An 18,525-nucleotide genomic window follows, 5' to 3' on the forward strand; every position below is an offset into this window, starting at 1 on the left:
GCTTGCCTCCCACCGGTTTTCACGGTTATCCTTTCAGCGAGCCGACCGTCACGCCCTGGATGAAATATTTTTGCAGAAACGGATACGTGACGAGAATCGGCAGCGTGCCGACGAGAATCGTCGCGTATTTCAGCGACTCCTCGACGATTTTCTGGTCTTTGCCGAGCGTGAACGTGCCGTCCAGGTTCGTCTGTCCCGCCAGCACGATGTTGCGCAGGATGACTTGCAGCGGAACGAGGTCGGGATTGCGCAAATAAATAAGCGCGGAGTAAAAGTTGTTCCAGATGCCGACCGCGTAAAACAGGCCGATCGTCGCCAGCGCCGCCTTGGACAGCGGCAGCGCGATCCGGACGAACAGGCCGATATCGTTCAGGCCGTCCATTTTCCCCGCTTCCTCCAGCTCCTGCGGCAGTCCGGCGAAAAACGTCCGCATCATGATCAAATACCAGGCGCTGACCGCGCCGGGAACAATCATCGACCAAAACGTGTCGACGAGCCCGTAGCTTTTCACGACGAGAAACGTCGGAATCATCCCGCCGCCGAAAAACATCGTGACGACGATCCCGATCGTGATCGGCTTGTGAAACAGCATGCGCGGCTTGGACAGCGCGTACGCCGCCATCGAAGTGACCGCGAGCGATACAGCCGTGCCCGCCGCCGTATACAGCACCGTGTTGCGATACCCGCTCCAAATGCGCGGATCGGTCAGCACGACCCGGTACATGTCGACGTTGAATCCTTTCGGCCACAGAAACACGCTGCCTTTCATGACCGATACGCTGTCGCTGAGCGACACGGCGATCATGTAGACGAACGGGTATACCGTCGCGACGAACAGCAGCGACAGGAGCCCGATGTTGACGACGTCGAATACGCCTGTTTTTTTCTTCATGCGGCCGTCGTCCTCCTTTTACCACAAGCTGTTTTCGCCGAGCCTTCGGCTGATCGCGTTGGCCGCGAGCAAAAACGCGAGATTGACGACGCCGGTAAACAGGTCGATCGCCGCCGCGTAGCTGTAGTTGCCCTGCACGAGGCCGACCCGGTACACGTACGTGCTGATGATGTCGGCCGTCTCGTACGTCGCCGGGTTGTACAGCAGAAACACTTTCTCGAAGCCGACCCCGAGCACGTGGCCGATGTCCAGGATGAGCAGGACGACGATCGTTTGCATCATGCCGGGCAGCGACACGTACGCCATTCGGCGGAAGCGCCCCGCCCCGTCCATCTCCGCCGCTTCGTACAAGTGCGGATCGATCGCCGTCAGCGCCGCCAAATAAATGATCGACGACCAGCCGATGCCCTGCCAGATGCCGGAGGCGACATATATCGTCCGAAACCATTCGGGCAGCATGAGCCAATTGACCGGATCGAAGCCGACCGCCTCGATCAGCCGGTTGACGAGCCCCCCCGACGGCGACAAAAAGACGACGATCATGCTCGCCACGACGACGTTGGACAAAAAATGCGGCAAATAGCTGACCGACTGCACGAGCCGCTTGAAGACGGCGTGCCGCAGCTCGTTCAGCAGCAGGGCGAGCACGATCGGCGCGGGAAACCCGAACGCGATCTGGTACAGCCCGAGCAGAAACGTGTTGCGCAGCAGCTTGAAAAAATCCGGATTGGCGAAAAACAACTTGTAATAGTGGAAGCCGACCCACTCGCTGCGCCAAATCCCCTTGAACAAATTGTACTTCTGGAACGAAATGACGATGCCGAACATCGGCGCATAGTGAAACAGCAAAAAGTAAACGACGCACGGCAGCGCGAGCAAAAGCAAATAGCGGCTCTCGCGAAAACGTTTGGCGAGCGCGGAGCGCCAGCCCGGACCGATGCGGACCGCATCCGGCGGCAAGCTGCCCGTTACCCGGCCTGCCTTCATCTCTCCCCCTCCTCGATTCCGACGATTGATCGTTTGCGTTGCCCCTTGCGGTTCGAGCCGCCCGCTTGCTACAATGGGCGTACACCCAGCATAGGCGGAAACGCCGCTTCCGGCCATCCGCAATGCGTCATTTTGTAAGCGCTTTATTGTTTTCGGACGAAATGCATACAATCGGACCGATTGCATATCGGGAAAGGGGATCGCCGATGAACCGGGTCAAGCAAACGATCGCCGCGCGCCGCAATTCGCTGTTCGTCAAGCTGCTCGGCAGCTTTCTGCTGCCGATCGCGCTGCTGCTCTCCTTCAACGTGCTGTCGTTCGCCTTCTTCCAAACGAACATTCAAAACGAAATCATCAGCCACAACACGCTCAACCTGAACAATACGGTGAACGGCTACGAGAAGCAGCTGCAGCTCGTCGAAAGCGACATGATGCGCTTTTATTTCAACGAAAAGTTCGGCACGCTCGTCGGCCCCGGCGGCGAGCCGAATTACAGCGCCGTACCGGCGGTCAAAAGCGAGATGAACGCCCTGCTGTCGAACGAGATGCTGCATTTGGACAATTTGTTCATCCTGTTTCGCGACCATTCGTTCGTCATGGAGAAAGAAAGCACGACGAACGCGGTGAACATGTTCACGAAGTTTTACGTCGGCGACCGGTACGACCTATCGTTTTGGCAGCGGCAGTTCGGCGAGCCGTATACGTTCCGCGTCTACCCTTCGGCCCGGTTCCGCGAGTACAAATACGACAAAACGGTCGTCGACAAAGGCGAGCTGCTGCCGGTCGTCATCAAAAACAAATTCAGCAGCCAATATATCGTGGCGGCGCTGCTCGACGCGCAGGGCATGTACCGGTCGCTTCATCACAACGGCGAAGACGGCTTCTTCGTGCTCGGTCCGAACGGGGAGACGCTGTTTCGCGCGGGACCGGGCCGGGAGGCAAGCGGCCTGCCGGACGCCCTGCTGCCCCCGGACGCCCGGTTTCGGGGCGAATCCGGTTACCGTCTGATCGACGACCGGTACTATTTTTACAAAAGAGGGGCGGGCTCCTCGCTGCTGTACGTCAACGTCGTGCCGAACGAGCGCATCGCCGCCCAGGTCGAGCGGCTCAATTGGGCGCTGCTGCTCCTAATGGGGACGGCCGTCGCGGCGAGCGTGCTGCTGTCGGTCTGGTTCAGCGTCCGGATCAACAATCCGATCCAGAGCATGGTCCGGCTGCTGCAAAAAACGGACCAGCCGCGCCCGCTGCGGAGCAGCATCCGCGAGTTCGACTTTCTCGGCAGCCGCATCTCCGACATTCTCCGCGACAATCTCGTGTTCGATCAAGACTTGCGCCGCAAAAACAAGCTGCTGCAAACCTACGGCTATATGAGCAAAATCAAAAGCATCCACCACTGGAACGATTTGCGCGATCTGATCGAAATGAGCCGGCCGTTTTACCTCATCGCGTACGAGCTGACGATTACGCGGCCGATGCCGGCGGAAGACCAGGAGAAGACGGCGTATCGCGTCCACGAGCTCATCGACGCGCACATGAGCGGGGCGTTCGCCGATTCGGTCACGCTGCAGATGGAGAAGGAGCAGTTTTTGTCGCTCCTGTTCGCGACCGACGACGCCGGCGCCGTCACCGAAACGCTGCGCCGCCTCAAGGACGCGTTCGACCGCAACCGGGAATTCGGCTTCGTCACGATCGCGTTCCGCGCGGCTTTGCGGACCGGAGCCGAGCTGGCCGCCGCTTACGAGGAGGCGCAGGCGATGATCCGCCTGCGGCGGCTGAACCGCGAGACGCAGATCGTCTCGGAGCCGCCGCGGGAGGAGCGCGACGCCGCGCCGACGTCCGCGCAGGAGCAGGAGCTGGCCGCCTCCGTTCTCGGCGGAAGCGGCGACAAGGCGGCCGGGCTGATCGGCGGCCTGCTCCGCCAGCTCGAGCAGGGCGGCGCCGGCGCCGGGGCGTTCGCGGAGCTCGGCAAGCAGCTTGCGGCGCTGCTGCTCAAGCTGCTGCTCGAGCATCGCTACGACATCAGCCGGCTGCTCGGCGGGCAGTCGCCGTTTTTGCTGCTGAAGCAATGCTGGAGCGTCGGCGAGTACGAGCGGCTGTTCCGCCGTTTCGCGGAGGACGCGGCGAAGCTTGTCCGGGAGCGGAAAGAAGAGCGGGACCCGATCCGCGACTTCGTCCTCGACTACGTGGCGAACCATTACGGGGAAGATCTTTCGCTGGAGCTCGTTGCGGATAAGCTGAATTTGTCGCGCGGCTACTTGTCGACCTACTTCCACGAGAAGACCGGGCGAACGTTCAGCGAGTACGTAAACGGGCTGCGCATGGAACGCGCCAAGCATATGCTGAGCGAGACCGATACGCGCATCCAGGACATCGCCGCGGAAATCGGCTACCGGAACGTCAATTCGTTCATCCGCATGTTCAAGCGGATGTGCGGGCTGACGCCCGGCGAATTCCGCCGCGTCGCCCTGCGGCACGAGGCGGAAGCCGATTGACGCGGCACGCGTGCGCGGGCGTGAGAGCGGGAGCCGGAGCGGGGGCGGCGTTAGCAGTCTTTGAGACTTATCGCCGAAGCGGAGAAACGTTTCTTTCGCTGCCGTCACTTCCGCCCCGGTACCGTCACTTCGGCTTCGGATCCGCAAGCAGCTCCTCCACCTTCGCCTTCATGGCGCACACGACCGTCTTCCGGTAACGAATGCCGAGAAGCAGCACTTGAAGCTGCTGCACTCGCGACAGACGGGCAAAGCGCGGCTCCCGTTTCAAAAACGAGCGGACGACCGACCAGCCGGCCGGCACCGTCCGCGGCAAGTCGGCGACGACCGGATACCGGCCGAGCAGCAGCCGAAACCACGCCTTCGTTTCCGCCGCCGCGCGGTTTTGTTCGACGATGCACGGCGCGAACTTTTTGACGCGTATGCTGCCGCATATGCTCGTACCGGTCCAAGCCGCCGACGACCGTATACGTGCCGTCCTTGCCGTTTTTCCGGACCGCCAGCAAATGGACGCTGTCCCATACGAGCCGCCGCAGCTGCTTGACGCGCTCCGACATCGCCATGGACATGGCGGGCTTGATTTTGCTCAGAGGCAAATATTGTACGGTGTATTTCATCGCTGTCCCTCCTCCGTACCTTTATGCGTATGAGCGCACGACCCGTCCTATTCCCGGCGTGCAGACGCGGCCCCCTCTTTTTATTTAAGTATTTACTTTATAAATCAAATGCTTTATTATAAAGCTGCAAACAATACTTTCGACACCGACGCAAACGCAGCCCGAAAGGAGGAGAACGATCGGAAGCAGATGTCCAACGATTTATTTTCCGCAATCGCCGATCCGACGCGGCGCAAAATTTTGGAGATGCTCGCCGATTCGAACGGCCTATCCGCATCCGAAATTTGCGAACATTTCGAAGTCAGCCCGCAAGCGATATCCCAGCACTTGAAACTTCTTCGGGAGTCGAACATGGTGCATGTGGAGAAAAAGGCGCAGCAGCGTATTTACACCTTGAACACGGCGGCGATGGTCGAGCTGGAACAATGGTCCTCGAGCATGCGGAAGCGTTGGAGCCGCCGCTTGGACGCTATGGAATCCGTATTGAAGGCGGAGATGGAAAAAATCCGAAAAGGCGAAGACGAAAGGAGCAAGTAACGTGAATCCAAACGGACAGAAGCAAGATTTGGTCATTACCCGGGTGTTCGATTTTCCGGTGGAGCTCGTATGGAAGGCGTGGACGGATCCGAGATTGGTCATGCTGTGGTGGGGTCCGGCCGAATATACGTCGCCGTCGTGCGAGATCAACTTTCGCGAAGGCGGAACCTATTTGTTCTGCATGCGTTCGCCGGAACATCAAGGTTCCCGAGATTTTTATTCCACGGGCCAATACCAGAAAATCGTTCCGCTGGAAAGGCTCGAATTTACGCAATATCTTTCCGACAAAGACGGCAACGTCATCGATCCCGCCGATGTCGGAATGCCCCCGGATTTTCCGAAGGAAGTGAAGTTCGTCGTCGAATTCGTCAAACTCGGCGAGAAAACCGAGCTGCGGATTACGGAACGCAACTGGACGATCGGCCAAATGTCCGAATATGCGGTCATCGGCATGAATCAATCGCTCGACAAGCTGGCGGCCAGGATCGGCCACGCCGCGTCGCTGCTCGAATAACCCCATACCCTTGAAAGGAGCTGTTCGGCTTGCAAAAAATTGTCCCGTTTTTATGGTTCGACAACAACGCGGAGGAAGCGATCGCATTTTACAGCTCGATTTTCAAAAGCGCGCGAACGGTTCAAGCGAACCGCCGCGGCGACGGCACGCTCATGTCCGCGACGTTCGAACTGGAAGGACAAACGTTTATGGCGTTGAACGGGGGACCCCATTTCCAGTTCAACGAAGCGGTGTCGCTGTTCGTCAACTGCGAAACGCAGGAAGAAGTCGACGACTTGTGGGAAAGGCTGACCGCGGACGGCGGGCAAGAGTCGCGATGCGGCTGGCTGAAAGACAAGTTCGGCTTGTCGTGGCAAATCGTTCCGACGATTCTCGGGGAGCTGCTGCAGGACAAGGACGAACGCAAAGCGAACAACGTCATGCAGGCGATGCTTCGCATGAACAAGCTCGACATCGAAGCGCTCAAGCAAGCTTATGCGCAATAAAGCCGGGAAGGCGCTCCGTCGTTGCGGCGGAACGCCTTCCCTTTCATTCGCGGCGGCACTGCCGCGCCGTTTACTTGCTCAGCTGCTGCTGAATCGCCTGGGCCATTTTCTCGTCGGCTTCGCGCAGCGCCGTGTTTACGTCCTTCCCCTCGTACAGCATCGAATCGAACGCCTGGTTGATAATCGTCGCGGCCGGCAAATTTTTGAACGTTTGCAAAACGGCCAGCTTCGGCTTCGTAAACGCCACGACGTTTTTCGACTTGTAGCCGGGGACGTTGCTGCCGAATTCGTTCTGGATCGCCGTATCTTTCAGCACCGACAACCGGCCGTCCCGGGACATGAGCCGCTGCACCTCGTCCGACAAAATGACGGATATGACCTGGAACGCGGCGTCTTTCTGTTTGCTTTGCGCGGTAATCGCCAGCGTGAACGAATCGACCCGCTGCCCGACGCCCGGCGCCTTCGGATTTTGCGGATATGTGACGACGTCCCAGTTCAAGTCTTTGACGGCCAGCATGTTTTTCAGCGTCGAGGTCGAGCCGCTCATCATGGCGAGCCGGCCTTCGTTGAATTCCTTCGTGTAGTTCGTCCCTTTCGGCGCGTAGCCCGGTATTTTGTACAGGTCGTACCACATCGCGAACAAATCTTTCCACGCTTGCGTCTGGAACACGGGCTTATTCGCGTTGAAGTCCGCCCACGGCAAGCTCGCCTGATACGCCCCCCGGTAAACGCCGTCCGGCCACAATCCCCAGTACGGAACGCCGCCTTCGCTTCTCGTCATTTTGACGGCGATGTCTCGCACCTGCTCCCACGTCATGCCGTCCTTCGGAAACGGCGTCGCCATCCGCCCGAACAAATCTTTGTTGTAAAACAGCGCAAACGACTGGTTGAACATCGGCAGACCGGTCAAATAGTCGAGGCTGCTGCCGATTTTGATCGATTCGACGAATTCGGGCTGAATCCGGTTCAGATCGAACTTGTATGTCTTGATCATTTCGTCCATGTTGTAGGCGAGCCCGAGCTGGACATAATCGTTCAGATTGAGCGGGAAATTGGCGTAAATGTCCGGAATGTCCTTCGCCGCCACCAGCTCCGGGAGCGTTTTGCCTTTTTCCGCGATGTCGACGATCTGTACCGTAATGTGCGGGTAAAGCTTGGCGACGGGGTCGGTTATATATGTTTTGATTTCCTCGGCGGTCAGCACCGAATTGTGAGCGGCGAGCTTGACCGTCACCGGCTCCCGCTTCGCCGCGGCGTCCGGTTTCGCCGCGTCCGGCTTCGGGTCGGCGGGAGAAGTCCCTCCGCCGCCGGAGCAGCCGGCCAGCGTGATCCCCGCCGCCAGCAGCACGGCAATTCCTCTCAACGAACGTTTTCGCATGGCGACACCCCTTTTCGTTTCGTCGGTTACGGCTCCATATTGCCCGGCGCGCACCGGTGGGCCGTCGCCCGCTCCCAGTAATCGTCTAGCGGGGTCAGGCCGAATTCGCGGATAATGTCCTGTACGGTAAATTCGTCGGTTTCGCTGGAGAGGAGCACGGAACCGAGCAGCCCCGGATCGTGGATGTTCACCTTCGGGCCGTACTTGTTTTTGATTTTGCGGAAATGGGCTCCGTTGTAATCGATGTGAATCACTTCGCAGTCCAGGTTGACCGTCCGCGTGACGTAATGGTAATAGTTCGTGCTCGTCGCGATCACTTCGCCTACCGGCGATACGATCGAGCTCGTCGCATGCGTATAAATCGAGCCGGCGAAATGGGCGCGGCAGCTGTACGCCCAATATTGCTGCATCAGCCCGCCGTGATACGCGGACGAAAACAGGATGAGATCGGGCTTTTGCCGCACGTACTTCAGCCGCAGCTCGTCGAAATTCAAGTCAAAGCAAATGGCGCAGGCGACCCGGCCGAATTCGGTTTCGAATACGGGCGCGTCTTTGCCGTATAGCATGCCGCCGTTCGTCCGCTCCCCTTCCACGAGATGGTTTTTGTTGTAAACGCCGGCGACGGCGCCGGTCCGGTCGAGCAGCTGCGTCGAATTGCGGAACGTGCCGTCCTCCAGCTCGCGCACCGCGGAATAGGCGATCCAGCAGCGCCGCTCGGCGGCGACGCGGGCGAAAAAATCGCGGATCCGGTTGCCGCGGTACCGGTAATACTCCTTCATCCGTTCGGCGGTATAACCGGACTTCTCGGGCCTGTCGCAGCATTCCGGCAGCACGATCAGATCGGGCCGATCCGGGAGCACCTGCTCCAGCTGGCGCTCCCAGTAGGCGATCATGCGGACGACCGTTTCCTCCAAGTCCGTTTCGGACGGTACCCGCAGCTGCGGAGCCGATAAACAGCTGATTTTCACAAAACGCGCCATTGTCGTTTCCTCCTTGCTCTCTCCAAAGTGATGCGGCGTCTCGTCACCTCGAGCCCGCCCATTCGTTCACTTCCGCGGTGATTTCGTCGCCGCCGAGCCGCTTCCAATCTTCCGCGAATTGGTCGAACTCGTCGAGCGGCGCGCCGAGGATGATCCGTTTCATCACGTCCTCCTCCAGCTTGGCGAGGCTCGCCTGCTTGCGCACCATCGTTTTCGTCGGCGATCCGTAAAACCGGTCGGCCAGCAGCTGGCCGTTTTTGACATAATCCAAAATGACGGTGCCGCCGCCGTGCAGGCCGTTGCGCGCGATTACGGACCAATCCGCCGATTTGCCGGTCAAGTAATCCTGAATGAGCGCGTATTTCTCCCGCTCCTCCGGCGTAAGCCGAGCTTTTTCCGCGGCCGTCGGCGTCCTGCCGGCGGATAAAAACGGCTCGAGATGGGCGGATATTTCCGCGTTTTTATACGATTTGAACAGCTTGACCGGCGCCTGGTGCCAGATCGACGTCTTGTGCTCGATATCGAAGTTGAACTGCTTGTAGACGGCGTCGTCCGTGTTCAAGTAAAACGTTTTAACGAATTCGTCGGCCATGCGCAGCACCGCTTCCGGATGCGGCGTTCCTTTCCTCACGACCCAAAAGCCGATGTTCAGGTTGAGCCCGTGCTGCACCCGCGTCGGCGCTCCGTCGGCCGAAGGGGCCGGGTAGGCGAACCAGCGGCTGTCGGGCGTTTGCGCGTACAACGTATTGCCCGATATCGATCCGTATGCCATGCCGATTTGGCCCGCGCCGATCGATTCGTACACTTTCGTCCCTTCCTTGGTTCCGAAATCGGGATCGATCAGCCCGGACCGGTACATCTCCTGCAGCTTGCCGAGCGCCTGCTTCATTTCGGGCCGGACGCTGCCGTACGCGAGCCGGCCGTCCGGCTCCGCGATCCAGATGCCTTTGTACGCCCGGTACCCGTTCAGCAGCCCGATTCCCATCGACAACGATTTGTCCAGCGCGAGCCCGTACGTATCGTGCCGGCCGTTGCCGTCCGGGTCCCGCTTCGCGAACGCTTCGGCGATGGCCAGCATGTCGTCCATCGTTTTCGGCTTCGGCAAGTTCAGCTTATTTCGCCAATCTTCCCGGATCCACAGGACGGGCACCGACTCCTTCGCCACCCCCGTGAACGGAATGCCCATCAGCTTGCCGTCGATTTTCGCCGCCTCCAGCACCTCGGGACCGGCCTCCTCGATGACGCCCCGAACGTTTGCGGACGCGTGGCGCGGGTAAACGTCGGTCAAATCTTCGATCAAGTCCGCCCGTTCCAGCAGGACGAGCTGCCTCGGCGTGGCGATGAAGAAGTTCGGGATGCTGCCGGAGGCGATCATCAGGTTCGTCTTCTGCTCCAGCTGCCCCGGAGCCGTTTCCCACCATTTGTCGACGACGATGCCGAGATTGTCTCTCAAATGACGCGTCCACGCGTTGTCGTTCCTATCGTCGCCCTGCGGGTATACCGGCGCCGGCAGCGTCGTCCCGACCGTCGACAGCGCGACCGGGGGATCGTATTTGAAAACGAGCTCTCCGGACGTCTTTCCGGCGTTCGGGAGCGGCGTCTCCGCGCCCGGCGCTTCGATGCAGCCGGCAAGCAGCAGCAATCCGGCGGCCGCCGCCGCGATGCCCCCGCCCCCGCTTCCCCGCCCGTTGCCGAAACGCATGCTATCCCCCCTTTGATCGGCGCATGCAGCCTCCCTTTCCGCGGCACGCATCGGAAACCGCTTACAAGCCAACCATACACCCGCTTCGTCCGCCGCGCCAGTATCTCTTTTTGCAATCGTATGCGCTCGTTGCGGCATATCAAAACATGCAAACAAGTATAAAAAATGTAAACGGCCGCGCTATTGACTTGGGGCTGCGGCCGTATTACCCTTATTGAGTCAAGGCGGGATGCGCCCGTCAACCGTATCGAATCATCCCGATTGCGAAAGCGTTTCCGAAACGGAGGGGACGACTTTGAGAACGAACTCGTTGTTCATCAAATTGTTATCCGGGTTCATCGCGGTCATCGTTCTCCTGCTGTCGTTCAATCTCGTCTCGTATTCGTTCTTTTACCGGAACATCCGCGACGAAATTACGACGAGCAGCAAGCAAAACTTGTCCCATATCGCCGACCGGTACGAAAATCATATTCAGTCCGTGCAGCTTTCGCTCGTCGGACTGTTTTTCAACAATCATCTGAACTACTTGTTCGACGCCGACCGTTCCGTCGCGAACGACGCCGTCAATCAGCTCGTCAAGCGGATCCGCGAAATCCGCGAAAACGACATGCTGTTTTTGCACGACATCATCGTCCAGTTCAAGCCCGACTCGTTCGTCGTTCATCAAGGCGGGCCCGACCGTCTCGAAGCGCTGTACGCCAATACGTACCGGAGCTCCCGGTACGGCGCCGACTTTTGGCGGGAGCAGTTCGACGCCGGTTTCAAGCTGCGGCTGTACCCGCAGGCGGCATTTGCCAATTCGCAGCAAATGCCTCAAGGCGACTTGTTTCCGCTCCTGCTGAAATCGACGACGGACGAAAATATGGTAATCGCCGCCCTGCTCGACGCCGAGAGCATGTTCCGCACGTTCGACAGCCGGACCGCCGGCTATTTCTACATGCTGGACGAAAGCGGCCGCATCTTGTTCGGCTCCGACCCGAGCCGCCCGTTCGCGCTTTCCGCAGACCGTCTCGACCCGGCCCGGGACTATGTGAAAGCGGACCATAACTACTATTTTTTCCGCAAAGGCGACGTCACCGGGCTTACGTATGCCCTCGTCATCCCGAACGAAAAGATCGCGAGCCAAATATCGCGCATCAACGTCGTCCTGCTCGTGCTGCTCGCCCTGGCGCTCGTCGTCAGCGCGGCGTTGTCCGTCCTCGTCAGCATCCGCTTCTATACGCCGATCCAAAACATAATCGAGACGATCCAGCGTCACGGTCCGCAGGCGCAGCTGCCCGCCTCGAAGCGAATCGACGAGCTGCGGTTTATCGACGCCAACGTGAAGCAGTTTTTGCAGACGAATCTCGACATCAGCCGCGACTTGCGCAACCAGCAATCGCATCTGGCGCATCTCGGCTACATTCGCAAGCTGAAAAACATATATACCCGCCCGAACGAACTGCCGACCGCGGAAAAGCCGTTTTACCTCGTCCTGTTCCAGCTTTCGATGACCGGCCGGTTTCGCGGGCTGCCGGCGGCGGAGCAGGAACGCGCGATGTTTTTCATCAAAGAATTCATCGGCATTTCGCTTTCCGAGAAATACCCGGAATCGGTCACGCTGCAGACGGAAAAACATCAAGTGCTGTCGCTGCTCTTCACGGACGGCGAGGCGAAAGGCGTGCTCGAGGCGCTGGATCGGTTCAAAGCGGTGTTCGACCGCGACAAGCAGTACGGCTATTTGACCGTGGCGTTCAAGCCCGAGCTCGTGCAGCCGGCGCGCATTACGGAAACGTACGAGGAAGCGCTCGACATGGTCGGACGGCGCAGGCTGCTGACGGAAACGCAGCTATTGACGTCGCTCGTGCCGGAGCCGCTTTACGTCGGGTTTTCCCCCGCCCAGGAGCAGGAGCTGTACGCCAACCTGCAGGCCGGGCGGACGGAGCATGTCGGATCGCTCATCGACCGCGCCCTGCGGCGCATGGAGAAGGACGGAGCGACCGAGGAGCAGTTTCGCGCGTTCGCCAAAGATATCGTCGCCAAGACGGTGAAGGCGATGGTCGCCGCGAGCGTGGACATCGATTCCGTGCTGGACCGGCTGTCCCCGTACCAGGAAATCAAGCTTTGCGCCAGCGCGGACGAATACCGGCGGCTGTTCGAACGGTTTCTTGCGGAGGCGGCAAGCCGGATCGCCGAACGGAAGGAGAAAAAGGACCCCGTCGTCGAATTCGTTCTGGACAGCATCCACAGCAAATACCACGAGGAGTTGTCGCTGGAGCGCGTCGCAAGCGGCCTCGGGCTGACGCCCAGCTACGTGTCGCGCTACGTGAAGGAAAAGACGGGCAGCAACTTCTCCGATTATTTGAACGAGGTGCGCATAGGCAAAGCGAAGGAGCTGCTGGCGACGTCGAGCGCGCCGATTCGCGACGTGGCGACCCGGGTCGGCTACGTGAACGTTACGTCGTTTATACGCATGTTCAAAAAAGTGACCGGCGTGACGCCCAGCGATTATCGGCGGGCGGAAGCCGGCATGAACGCGGAAAAGCCCGGCTGAAGCCGGGCTTGCATCGTTAGGCGCAGCCAAACCGGCTGGACGTGAACGATCGAGGTCCCCTCGTCGACAGCGACCCTAGATCCACTCCTTCGGGAGCGGACAGGGGCCGTCTGTTTCGGATCGGGAAAACGTTCCGGATGGGTGCGGATTCGTCTCCACGTATTATTTTTGCCTGTCCAGCAATAAAATGTCGGCCAACACCGGGTAATGATCGCTCGGATATATCCGGTTTGCGCCAAAGGTCACCACTTCGCTCCGAAGAACGTTTACATGACCGCGATAAAGGATCCAATCGATTTTATTGTCTTTCCCTCCGCCGGTCGGATCCGTGAAATGATGCATCGTCCCCAGTTCCTCGCGAACCCGCACTTCCGCATCGGCAAATGCGTCCTTCATGCTCCCTTTATTTACAAATATTTCGTAAGAGTAGCCTCCCTGCTTGCTGTTGAAATCCCCCGTCAACAAAATCGGGATGCCCGGTTCGAACGTATTGGCCGTCTGGATAATCAGCTCCGCGCCTTTCTGGCGGGCCAATTCGGATTGATGGTCCAAATGGGTATTGATCGCATAAACCTTCTTCCGGGTACGAAGATCCTGAAAGAGGGCCCATGTCGCCATTCTCGGATAAGTATTGCCCCAAGTTTTGGATCCGGGAACGTCAGGGGTGCCCGACAGCCAAAAGTTCCCTTGCTGCAGAGGCTTCATTCGTTCTTTGTTATAAAATATCGCGCTGAATTCTCCGCGTCGCTCCCCGTCCCTGCCTTCGCCGATCCAACGGTAGGCGGGCAAATCGTCGGCCATGTTGGCCAATTGAGCGTATGTGCCCTCCTGGGTGCCGATCAGATCCGGCTTTTCCTGCATGAGCAACTCCCGTACGGCAGGTCTCCGCTTCTCCCATGCGAAACGGTCAATCGTGGCAGCCGTGCGCAGGTTGAATGTCATCACTCTTAGAGCGGCGTTGTCGGCATGGTTTGCTTGTTCCGACGAGCAACCGGAAAAGGCGATCACCGGTATGGCGATCAAGAACAAGGACGCCCACGCATGCTTTGTCGTCATTATTCTCCCTCCTCCGGCAGCAAGTAATTTCGGATCACCCATGAAACCCCGTCTTCCGCGTTTGAAGGAGCAACGACGTCCGCCGCATGTTTGACCGCATCCTGGGCATTTCCCATAGCGACGCCAAGACCTGCTGCCCGAATCATCCGAATATCGTTCAAGCTGTCGCCAACCGCGATCGTGTCCGCCATCGAAATGCGCAGCATGCCGCACACCCGCTCCAGTCCGCTCGCTTTGCTGATTCCGTACGGATTGCATTCGATATTCGTCGGATGGGAATTGCTGATTTCCAGTTCCCCCCAAGAGGTCAGTTCTTCCCGGATTCGGTGCAAACGATCAAGATTTGCGGATTTGATTCCGAATTGCAGCCACTGAGCGGAACGAATATCGGAAAGCGTCGAGGCGCTGTCGATGCGCCCGCTTACCGTATGCGCCCAAAAGCCGACTTCGTTTCCGTATTTGCTTATCTCGGCAAACAAACGTTCAATGAGTTCAGGCGCAATCACATGCCTTTCATATAAGGAAGAAGGGGTTTCCCAGATCTCGCTTCCGTTATTGATAATAAGCGGCGAGCGGAGACGCAGCTGTTCCGCGAAGGGCAGCACCTCACGGACAGGACGTCCGGTCGCCAATACGACGCGGACTCCCGCCTGTTGAGCGGATTCGATCCAACGGCGGTTATTCGGGGAAATGTCCCTATCCGTTCCGATTAACGTGCCGTCCATATCTAATGCGATTAGTTGGAATACCATCGTGTTCATGCAGTCCTTCCCTGGTCATGGGGTTATTCCCGATCGGCTTTGCAAAAGAAGAGCCTCTACTTCTGCGACTTTACCGTTTCCATATACTTGTTCGCTCTCTCGTTAGCAGTCCGGAGAACGGTATTAATGTCCTCTTTGTCCACGATCATGCTTTTCTGCGCATCCCCCAAATACTTGTAGTTTTCCGCATCGTACTCCGAATACATCGGCGCGGGAGCAGGCTTGATCTTGAACACGCCTTCGAGATTTTTGCCTTTGTAAATGTTCGTATTGGAAGCGAATTCGACTCTCAGTTCCGGTTTATTTAAAATGGTCAGGTTATTTCCTTTATTCATAACCGACTGAGCTTCGTCCCCGATGAGGGTCAAAAGCACGCGGTAAGCGGCTTCTTTATGTTTGCTCGCGGCCGGAACAAGCAGCGATTGGAACTCAATCTCCTTCCCGATGCCCGGCCGGTCGCTGAATACCGGATGTCCTGCCAAATCCCAGCTGAATGTATTACCGGACTGTTCAAAAGGCGGCAGGCGGCTCGTAATGGCTGCAAGCCAGGCGGAGTGCATCGCCAGCTTCTGTTCTTTCAAAAACCAGTCGATCCCGTACGAATACTTATTTTTGGGATCGACGACTCCGGGAATGTCGTACATGTCCTTTAATAAGGAAAACAGCCGTTTGTAGCCTTCCGAATCGAGAACGGCCCGATCTTCGGTTTGATTGACTGTCGGAAGCATATAACTGCGGCTAAACGATTTGATAGCGCCGGGATCGAGGCCGATGAATGAAGTTCCGCTATCTACGCGTGTAACTTTCGCGGCCAGATCGGTAATCTCCTCCCATGTCATTCCATCCTTCGGATAAGGGACGGCGAATGTATCGAAAATGTCCTTGTTATAAATTAAAGCTCCATAATTAAGCGTATAGGGGATTCCGTACACCTCGCCTTTTTTGCCGTACGATCGTAACGCTTTAACTGCTTCCGGCTCAAAACGATTGAAATCAACCCCGTATTTTTTTACAAAATCGTCGTTCAGGTCGCTTGCGAGTCCGAGGTTCAGCATGTCATACATCGAACCGTTCGGTACGGCGATAAGGTCGGGGATTTCCTTGGCGGCGATCAGGTCTGCAATGTTGACACCTTTAACCAATTCGATTGTAATATTCGGATGCTTGGCCAGCACCGTGCCGAAAACGGATTGCACATCCTGATCGTTATTGATTGCGGCATAGTGGGAGTAAAGCTTTAGCGTTACCGGTTCTTTCACGATCGGCTCGCCGGCCCTAGCTTCCTGACCGTTCGAGCCTCCTGTTTCCGCTTTCGCTTCCTCTTTGTTCGGCAGACTGTCCGATGAGCAGCCGGCGACGGATATTGCGGTTATGGCGACTATCCATCCACGAATAAACCTTTTTGTTGCTCCGTTGATATCCATTTTCCTCCCCTTCCATGATGGCTCTGTGTAAGGCTTCATTTCCAAAATTATTGTAACGTTCGTTGACGGGGAGATGAATAAGCGATACTATCAAATAGATACACTATCTTGCTGTTAGTAAAATCTTCATATTATCGCGGCGTTCAGTTGGTGATATGGTGGACAACGAGGTTATGTCTTGCGGCTATTCTTTTCACGCCAAACGTTTTGTTCAAGATCTGCATCGATTGAATACATACCTGTTCCGGCTGCAATCGGAGGGCTCTTGTACCATATACGTGGACGGGGAGCAATTACGGATTGAAGCGGGAGATCTGGTCCTGCTGAAGCCTGGAAGTGCATACGAGTTAAAGGTTGATGGCATGTGCGAGGATCAAATGCAGACCGATATTGTCAGCGGAGATTATTACCTGTACGGACAAGGAGAATGGCTTGACGAATGGTGGGCCCGTTCGCCCAGACCCGTCAAAGCCCGTATCGATGTAAACGAAGATCTCCTCCATTTATGGAGACAGATCATTTCCGAAAAGAACGGTTCTCTTCGGGAAAATAACGAATTGCTGAATTATTTGTTCCGTTCGCTATGTCTTTGCCTGGACAAATCATTGGCAGAAAACGATTCACCCGACAACCACGCTTTCACCGCTTCCCGCATGAAGAGGTTTATTCAACGAAATGTCCACCGTTCGTTCAAAGTGGAGGATGTCGCAAAATACGTAGAGCTGAGCGTATCCCGTTCTTCACGGATTTTTAAAGCCAATTACGGTAAAACGATCATGCAATTCGCGCTGGACCTGCGTTTGGCGGCAACAGTGGACAGGATGACGTATACGACGATGACGCTGGAAGAAATCGCGGACAGCTGCGGCTTCGGCAGCTACACGTTTTTCCATAAGGCGTTTAAAGCGAAGTTCGGCCTATCGCCGGCCGCATTCCGAAACAGCCGGCATCCCGCGCGCCCGGCCTTTCATCGTCAAAATGAGTGAAAAAGAAAAGGACTCGGCGGCGAGACCTTTTCGCTCCTGACGGCATACGCCGCCAGCACCAGCTGCTTCAATTCGCCGTAACGCGGATCCTTTTTCTCCATACGCCGCTCCAGTTTGTCTTTGCCGTCGAGATTATACTTGCCCTGATGGAACGCCACGGTCCAGTAGCCGTCATGCTGCGGCGCTTCCGCTAAATAGAGCAAATAAGATGCACCCGGAACCAGCTTCGAATAATAGTTGCCATTGTAGACCGTTTGCTTCGGAAACATCGCCCGCCCTTTGATCCAATATTGTTCCAGCACCGTCAGCGTTCCGCCGGGCTGCAGCGATCCGCTCTCATCCTGCAGTATCTCGTCGATCGTTACTTTCGTTTTCGTAAAGTGATCATACGGAAGGTTGTAAGGCACCGCATCTGCGGTTGCAGTCGCTCTGACAACGACCGGAGAACCTGCAGCAAGCTCTGCCGCCGTCCGGAACCGCTCATAGTCGATCTCTTTCAGATACGTATACCCGAACAAGCGGTACATGCTCATCGCCACAACGACCGCCAGTCCGATCAGGAAGACGACCAAACTGCCCGCCACGCCCCAGAACATTCGTTCTTTCTGATAACGCACCCATCTGGCCCACACGCTGCCCCCCTCCTCCTTCCCAGTCCTTCGTATCCGAAGCGGTTTCTAATCCTCATCATACCACAAAATGGGAAAATAATCGGGGCCGCCGTTTATATCCATGTGACGATCAGTTTGTAGAGGCAGCCCTGTCTGCATTCTCTTTCATACTTTTTTTCCATTTTCCCGATAGGTAATAACCGGCAAAAAGGATAGCCGAACAGACAAGAGAAATCGGGAAGCTCCACCATAACTCGCTCAATCCGTAATTCCTTCCTAAAAAATAGGCGAGCAATGACAAGCGAAATCCCGAACAAAATATAGGACCAAAATGTAATCAAAATGATTTGTTTGCCGATTTCTAGGGCGTTCCCTTTCGCCGGTAAAAAGAGCGAAAGAATTTCGTCTCTGAACAGGATACATATTAGAACCAATACACCCGTCAGCAGCAAATTTATCCCAATGCCTGCCAGAGCGGCGCGATTCACCCGTTCCCACTTGCCTGCACCGATGTTTTGCGCTGCCATCGCCGTTAAAGCGCCGCCGAGCGCTATTCCCGGCATTTGGATATGG

The 18,525-nt window shown here is 57.0% G+C and carries 17 protein-coding genes; 6 read left to right on the plus strand and 11 right to left on the minus strand.

Features of this window, described 5'->3' with window-relative positions; genetic code table 11:
- Positions 1-25 precede the first annotated feature (25 nt).
- Positions 26-892, minus strand: coding sequence for a carbohydrate ABC transporter permease (locus PV407_RS22125; protein ID WP_332092168.1), 867 nt, complete (start codon positions 890-892; stop codon positions 26-28).
- Between the two features lie 18 nt (positions 893-910).
- Positions 911-1,879, minus strand: coding sequence for an ABC transporter permease (locus PV407_RS22130; RefSeq protein WP_332092169.1), 969 nt, complete (start codon positions 1,877-1,879; stop codon positions 911-913).
- A 206-nt stretch (positions 1,880-2,085) separates the two neighbouring features.
- Here PV407_RS22130 and PV407_RS22135 point away from each other — a divergent pair, with 206 nt between their 5' ends.
- On the plus strand, positions 2,086-4,371 hold the full coding sequence (locus PV407_RS22135) for a helix-turn-helix domain-containing protein (RefSeq protein WP_332092170.1): 2,286 nt from the start codon (positions 2,086-2,088) through the stop codon (positions 4,369-4,371).
- A 124-nt stretch (positions 4,372-4,495) separates the two neighbouring features.
- Here the strand turns inward: PV407_RS22135 and PV407_RS22140 are convergent, their stop codons facing one another.
- Positions 4,496-4,684 (minus strand): hypothetical protein, encoded by a 189-nt coding sequence (locus tag PV407_RS22140; protein ID WP_332092171.1) that lies wholly within the window; start codon positions 4,682-4,684, stop codon positions 4,496-4,498.
- A gap of 490 nt (positions 4,685-5,174) precedes the next feature.
- Here PV407_RS22140 and PV407_RS22145 point away from each other — a divergent pair, with 490 nt between their 5' ends.
- Genes PV407_RS22145 through PV407_RS22155 form a run of 3 tightly spaced genes read left to right on the plus strand, consistent with a single transcriptional unit; the run spans position 5,175 to position 6,521 of the window.
- Positions 5,175-5,522: a metalloregulator ArsR/SmtB family transcription factor gene (locus PV407_RS22145; RefSeq protein ID WP_332092172.1), complete on the plus strand. Its 348-nt coding sequence runs from the start codon at positions 5,175-5,177 to the stop codon at positions 5,520-5,522.
- 1 nt (position 5,523) lies between these two features.
- A complete protein-coding gene (locus PV407_RS22150) occupies positions 5,524-6,036 on the plus strand; it encodes an SRPBCC family protein (protein WP_332092173.1) in 513 nt (170 codons plus the stop codon).
- A gap of 29 nt (positions 6,037-6,065) precedes the next feature.
- Positions 6,066-6,521 (plus strand): VOC family protein, encoded by a 456-nt coding sequence (locus tag PV407_RS22155; protein WP_332092174.1) that lies wholly within the window; start codon positions 6,066-6,068, stop codon positions 6,519-6,521.
- A 70-nt stretch (positions 6,522-6,591) separates the two neighbouring features.
- Here PV407_RS22155 and PV407_RS22160 read toward each other — a convergent pair whose 3' ends face one another.
- Genes PV407_RS22160 through PV407_RS22170 form a run of 3 tightly spaced genes read right to left on the minus strand, consistent with a single transcriptional unit; the run spans position 6,592 to position 10,581 of the window.
- Positions 6,592-7,899 (minus strand): ABC transporter substrate-binding protein, encoded by a 1,308-nt coding sequence (locus PV407_RS22160; RefSeq protein WP_332092175.1) that lies wholly within the window; start codon positions 7,897-7,899, stop codon positions 6,592-6,594.
- A gap of 26 nt (positions 7,900-7,925) precedes the next feature.
- A complete protein-coding gene (locus PV407_RS22165; RefSeq protein ID WP_332092176.1) occupies positions 7,926-8,879 on the minus strand; it encodes a carbon-nitrogen hydrolase family protein in 954 nt (317 codons plus the stop codon).
- Between the two features lie 43 nt (positions 8,880-8,922).
- The gene (locus PV407_RS22170) at positions 8,923-10,581 is read right to left on the minus strand and encodes an extracellular solute-binding protein (RefSeq protein ID WP_332092177.1); all 1,659 of its coding nucleotides are present in this window, start codon (positions 10,579-10,581) and stop codon (positions 8,923-8,925) included.
- 295 nt (positions 10,582-10,876) lie between these two features.
- Between PV407_RS22170 and PV407_RS22175 the strand changes: the two genes are divergently transcribed.
- Entirely contained in the window at positions 10,877-13,114 is a 2,238-nt protein-coding gene (locus PV407_RS22175; protein ID WP_332092178.1) for a helix-turn-helix domain-containing protein, read from the plus strand.
- A gap of 162 nt (positions 13,115-13,276) precedes the next feature.
- Here the strand turns inward: PV407_RS22175 and PV407_RS22180 are convergent, their stop codons facing one another.
- Genes PV407_RS22180 through PV407_RS22190 form a run of 3 tightly spaced genes read right to left on the minus strand, consistent with a single transcriptional unit; the run spans position 13,277 to position 16,355 of the window.
- On the minus strand, positions 13,277-14,170 hold the full coding sequence (locus PV407_RS22180; RefSeq protein WP_332092179.1) for an endonuclease/exonuclease/phosphatase family protein: 894 nt from the start codon (positions 14,168-14,170) through the stop codon (positions 13,277-13,279).
- On the minus strand, positions 14,170-14,931 hold the full coding sequence (locus PV407_RS22185) for a Cof-type HAD-IIB family hydrolase (protein WP_332092180.1): 762 nt from the start codon (positions 14,929-14,931) through the stop codon (positions 14,170-14,172). Before PV407_RS22185 ends, PV407_RS22180 begins: the two co-directional genes overlap by 1 nt.
- Positions 14,932-14,987: 56 nt before the next feature.
- Positions 14,988-16,355, minus strand: a complete 1,368-nt coding sequence (locus PV407_RS22190) for an ABC transporter substrate-binding protein (RefSeq protein WP_332092181.1) — start codon at positions 16,353-16,355, stop codon at positions 14,988-14,990.
- 155 nt (positions 16,356-16,510) lie between these two features.
- Here PV407_RS22190 and PV407_RS22195 point away from each other — a divergent pair, with 155 nt between their 5' ends.
- A complete protein-coding gene (locus PV407_RS22195) occupies positions 16,511-17,341 on the plus strand; it encodes an AraC family transcriptional regulator (protein ID WP_332092182.1) in 831 nt (276 codons plus the stop codon).
- Here the strand turns inward: PV407_RS22195 and PV407_RS22200 are convergent.
- Positions 17,329-17,973, minus strand: a complete 645-nt coding sequence (locus tag PV407_RS22200; RefSeq protein WP_332092183.1) for a hypothetical protein — start codon at positions 17,971-17,973, stop codon at positions 17,329-17,331. The genes PV407_RS22195 and PV407_RS22200 overlap by 13 nt on opposite strands.
- 92 nt (positions 17,974-18,065) lie before the next feature.
- On the minus strand, positions 18,066-18,515 hold the full coding sequence (locus tag PV407_RS22205; RefSeq protein WP_332092184.1) for an MATE family efflux transporter: 450 nt from the start codon (positions 18,513-18,515) through the stop codon (positions 18,066-18,068).
- Positions 18,516-18,525: the final 10 nt, after the last annotated feature.

This window comes from Paenibacillus sp. GYB003, assembly GCF_036577625.1.
GTDB lineage: Bacteria > Bacillota > Bacilli > Paenibacillales > NBRC-103111 > Paenibacillus_AB.

Excerpts from the sequence above, each read along its gene's own strand:
- PV407_RS22130 (WP_332092169.1), bottom strand. The coding sequence starts at position 1,879 with ATGAAGGCAGGCCGGGTAACGGGCAGCTTGCCGCCGGATGCGGTCCGC.
- PV407_RS22125 (WP_332092168.1), bottom strand. The coding sequence starts at position 892 with ATGAAGAAAAAAACAGGCGTATTCGACGTCGTCAACATCGGGCTCCTG.
- PV407_RS22205 (WP_332092184.1), bottom strand. The coding sequence starts at position 18,515 with ATGCCGGGAATAGCGCTCGGCGGCGCTTTAACGGCGATGGCAGCGCAA.
- PV407_RS22135 (WP_332092170.1), top strand. The coding sequence starts at position 2,086 with ATGAACCGGGTCAAGCAAACGATCGCCGCGCGCCGCAATTCGCTGTTC.
- PV407_RS22145 (WP_332092172.1), top strand. The coding sequence starts at position 5,175 with ATGTCCAACGATTTATTTTCCGCAATCGCCGATCCGACGCGGCGCAAA.
- PV407_RS22170 (WP_332092177.1), bottom strand. The coding sequence starts at position 10,581 with ATGCGTTTCGGCAACGGGCGGGGAAGCGGGGGCGGGGGCATCGCGGCG.
- PV407_RS22190 (WP_332092181.1), bottom strand. The coding sequence starts at position 16,355 with ATGGATATCAACGGAGCAACAAAAAGGTTTATTCGTGGATGGATAGTC.
- PV407_RS22160 (WP_332092175.1), bottom strand. The coding sequence starts at position 7,899 with ATGCGAAAACGTTCGTTGAGAGGAATTGCCGTGCTGCTGGCGGCGGGG.
- PV407_RS22165 (WP_332092176.1), bottom strand. The coding sequence starts at position 8,879 with ATGGCGCGTTTTGTGAAAATCAGCTGTTTATCGGCTCCGCAGCTGCGG.
- PV407_RS22180 (WP_332092179.1), bottom strand. The coding sequence starts at position 14,170 with ATGACGACAAAGCATGCGTGGGCGTCCTTGTTCTTGATCGCCATACCG.
- PV407_RS22195 (WP_332092182.1), top strand. The coding sequence starts at position 16,511 with ATGGTGGACAACGAGGTTATGTCTTGCGGCTATTCTTTTCACGCCAAA.
- PV407_RS22185 (WP_332092180.1), bottom strand. The coding sequence starts at position 14,931 with ATGAACACGATGGTATTCCAACTAATCGCATTAGATATGGACGGCACG.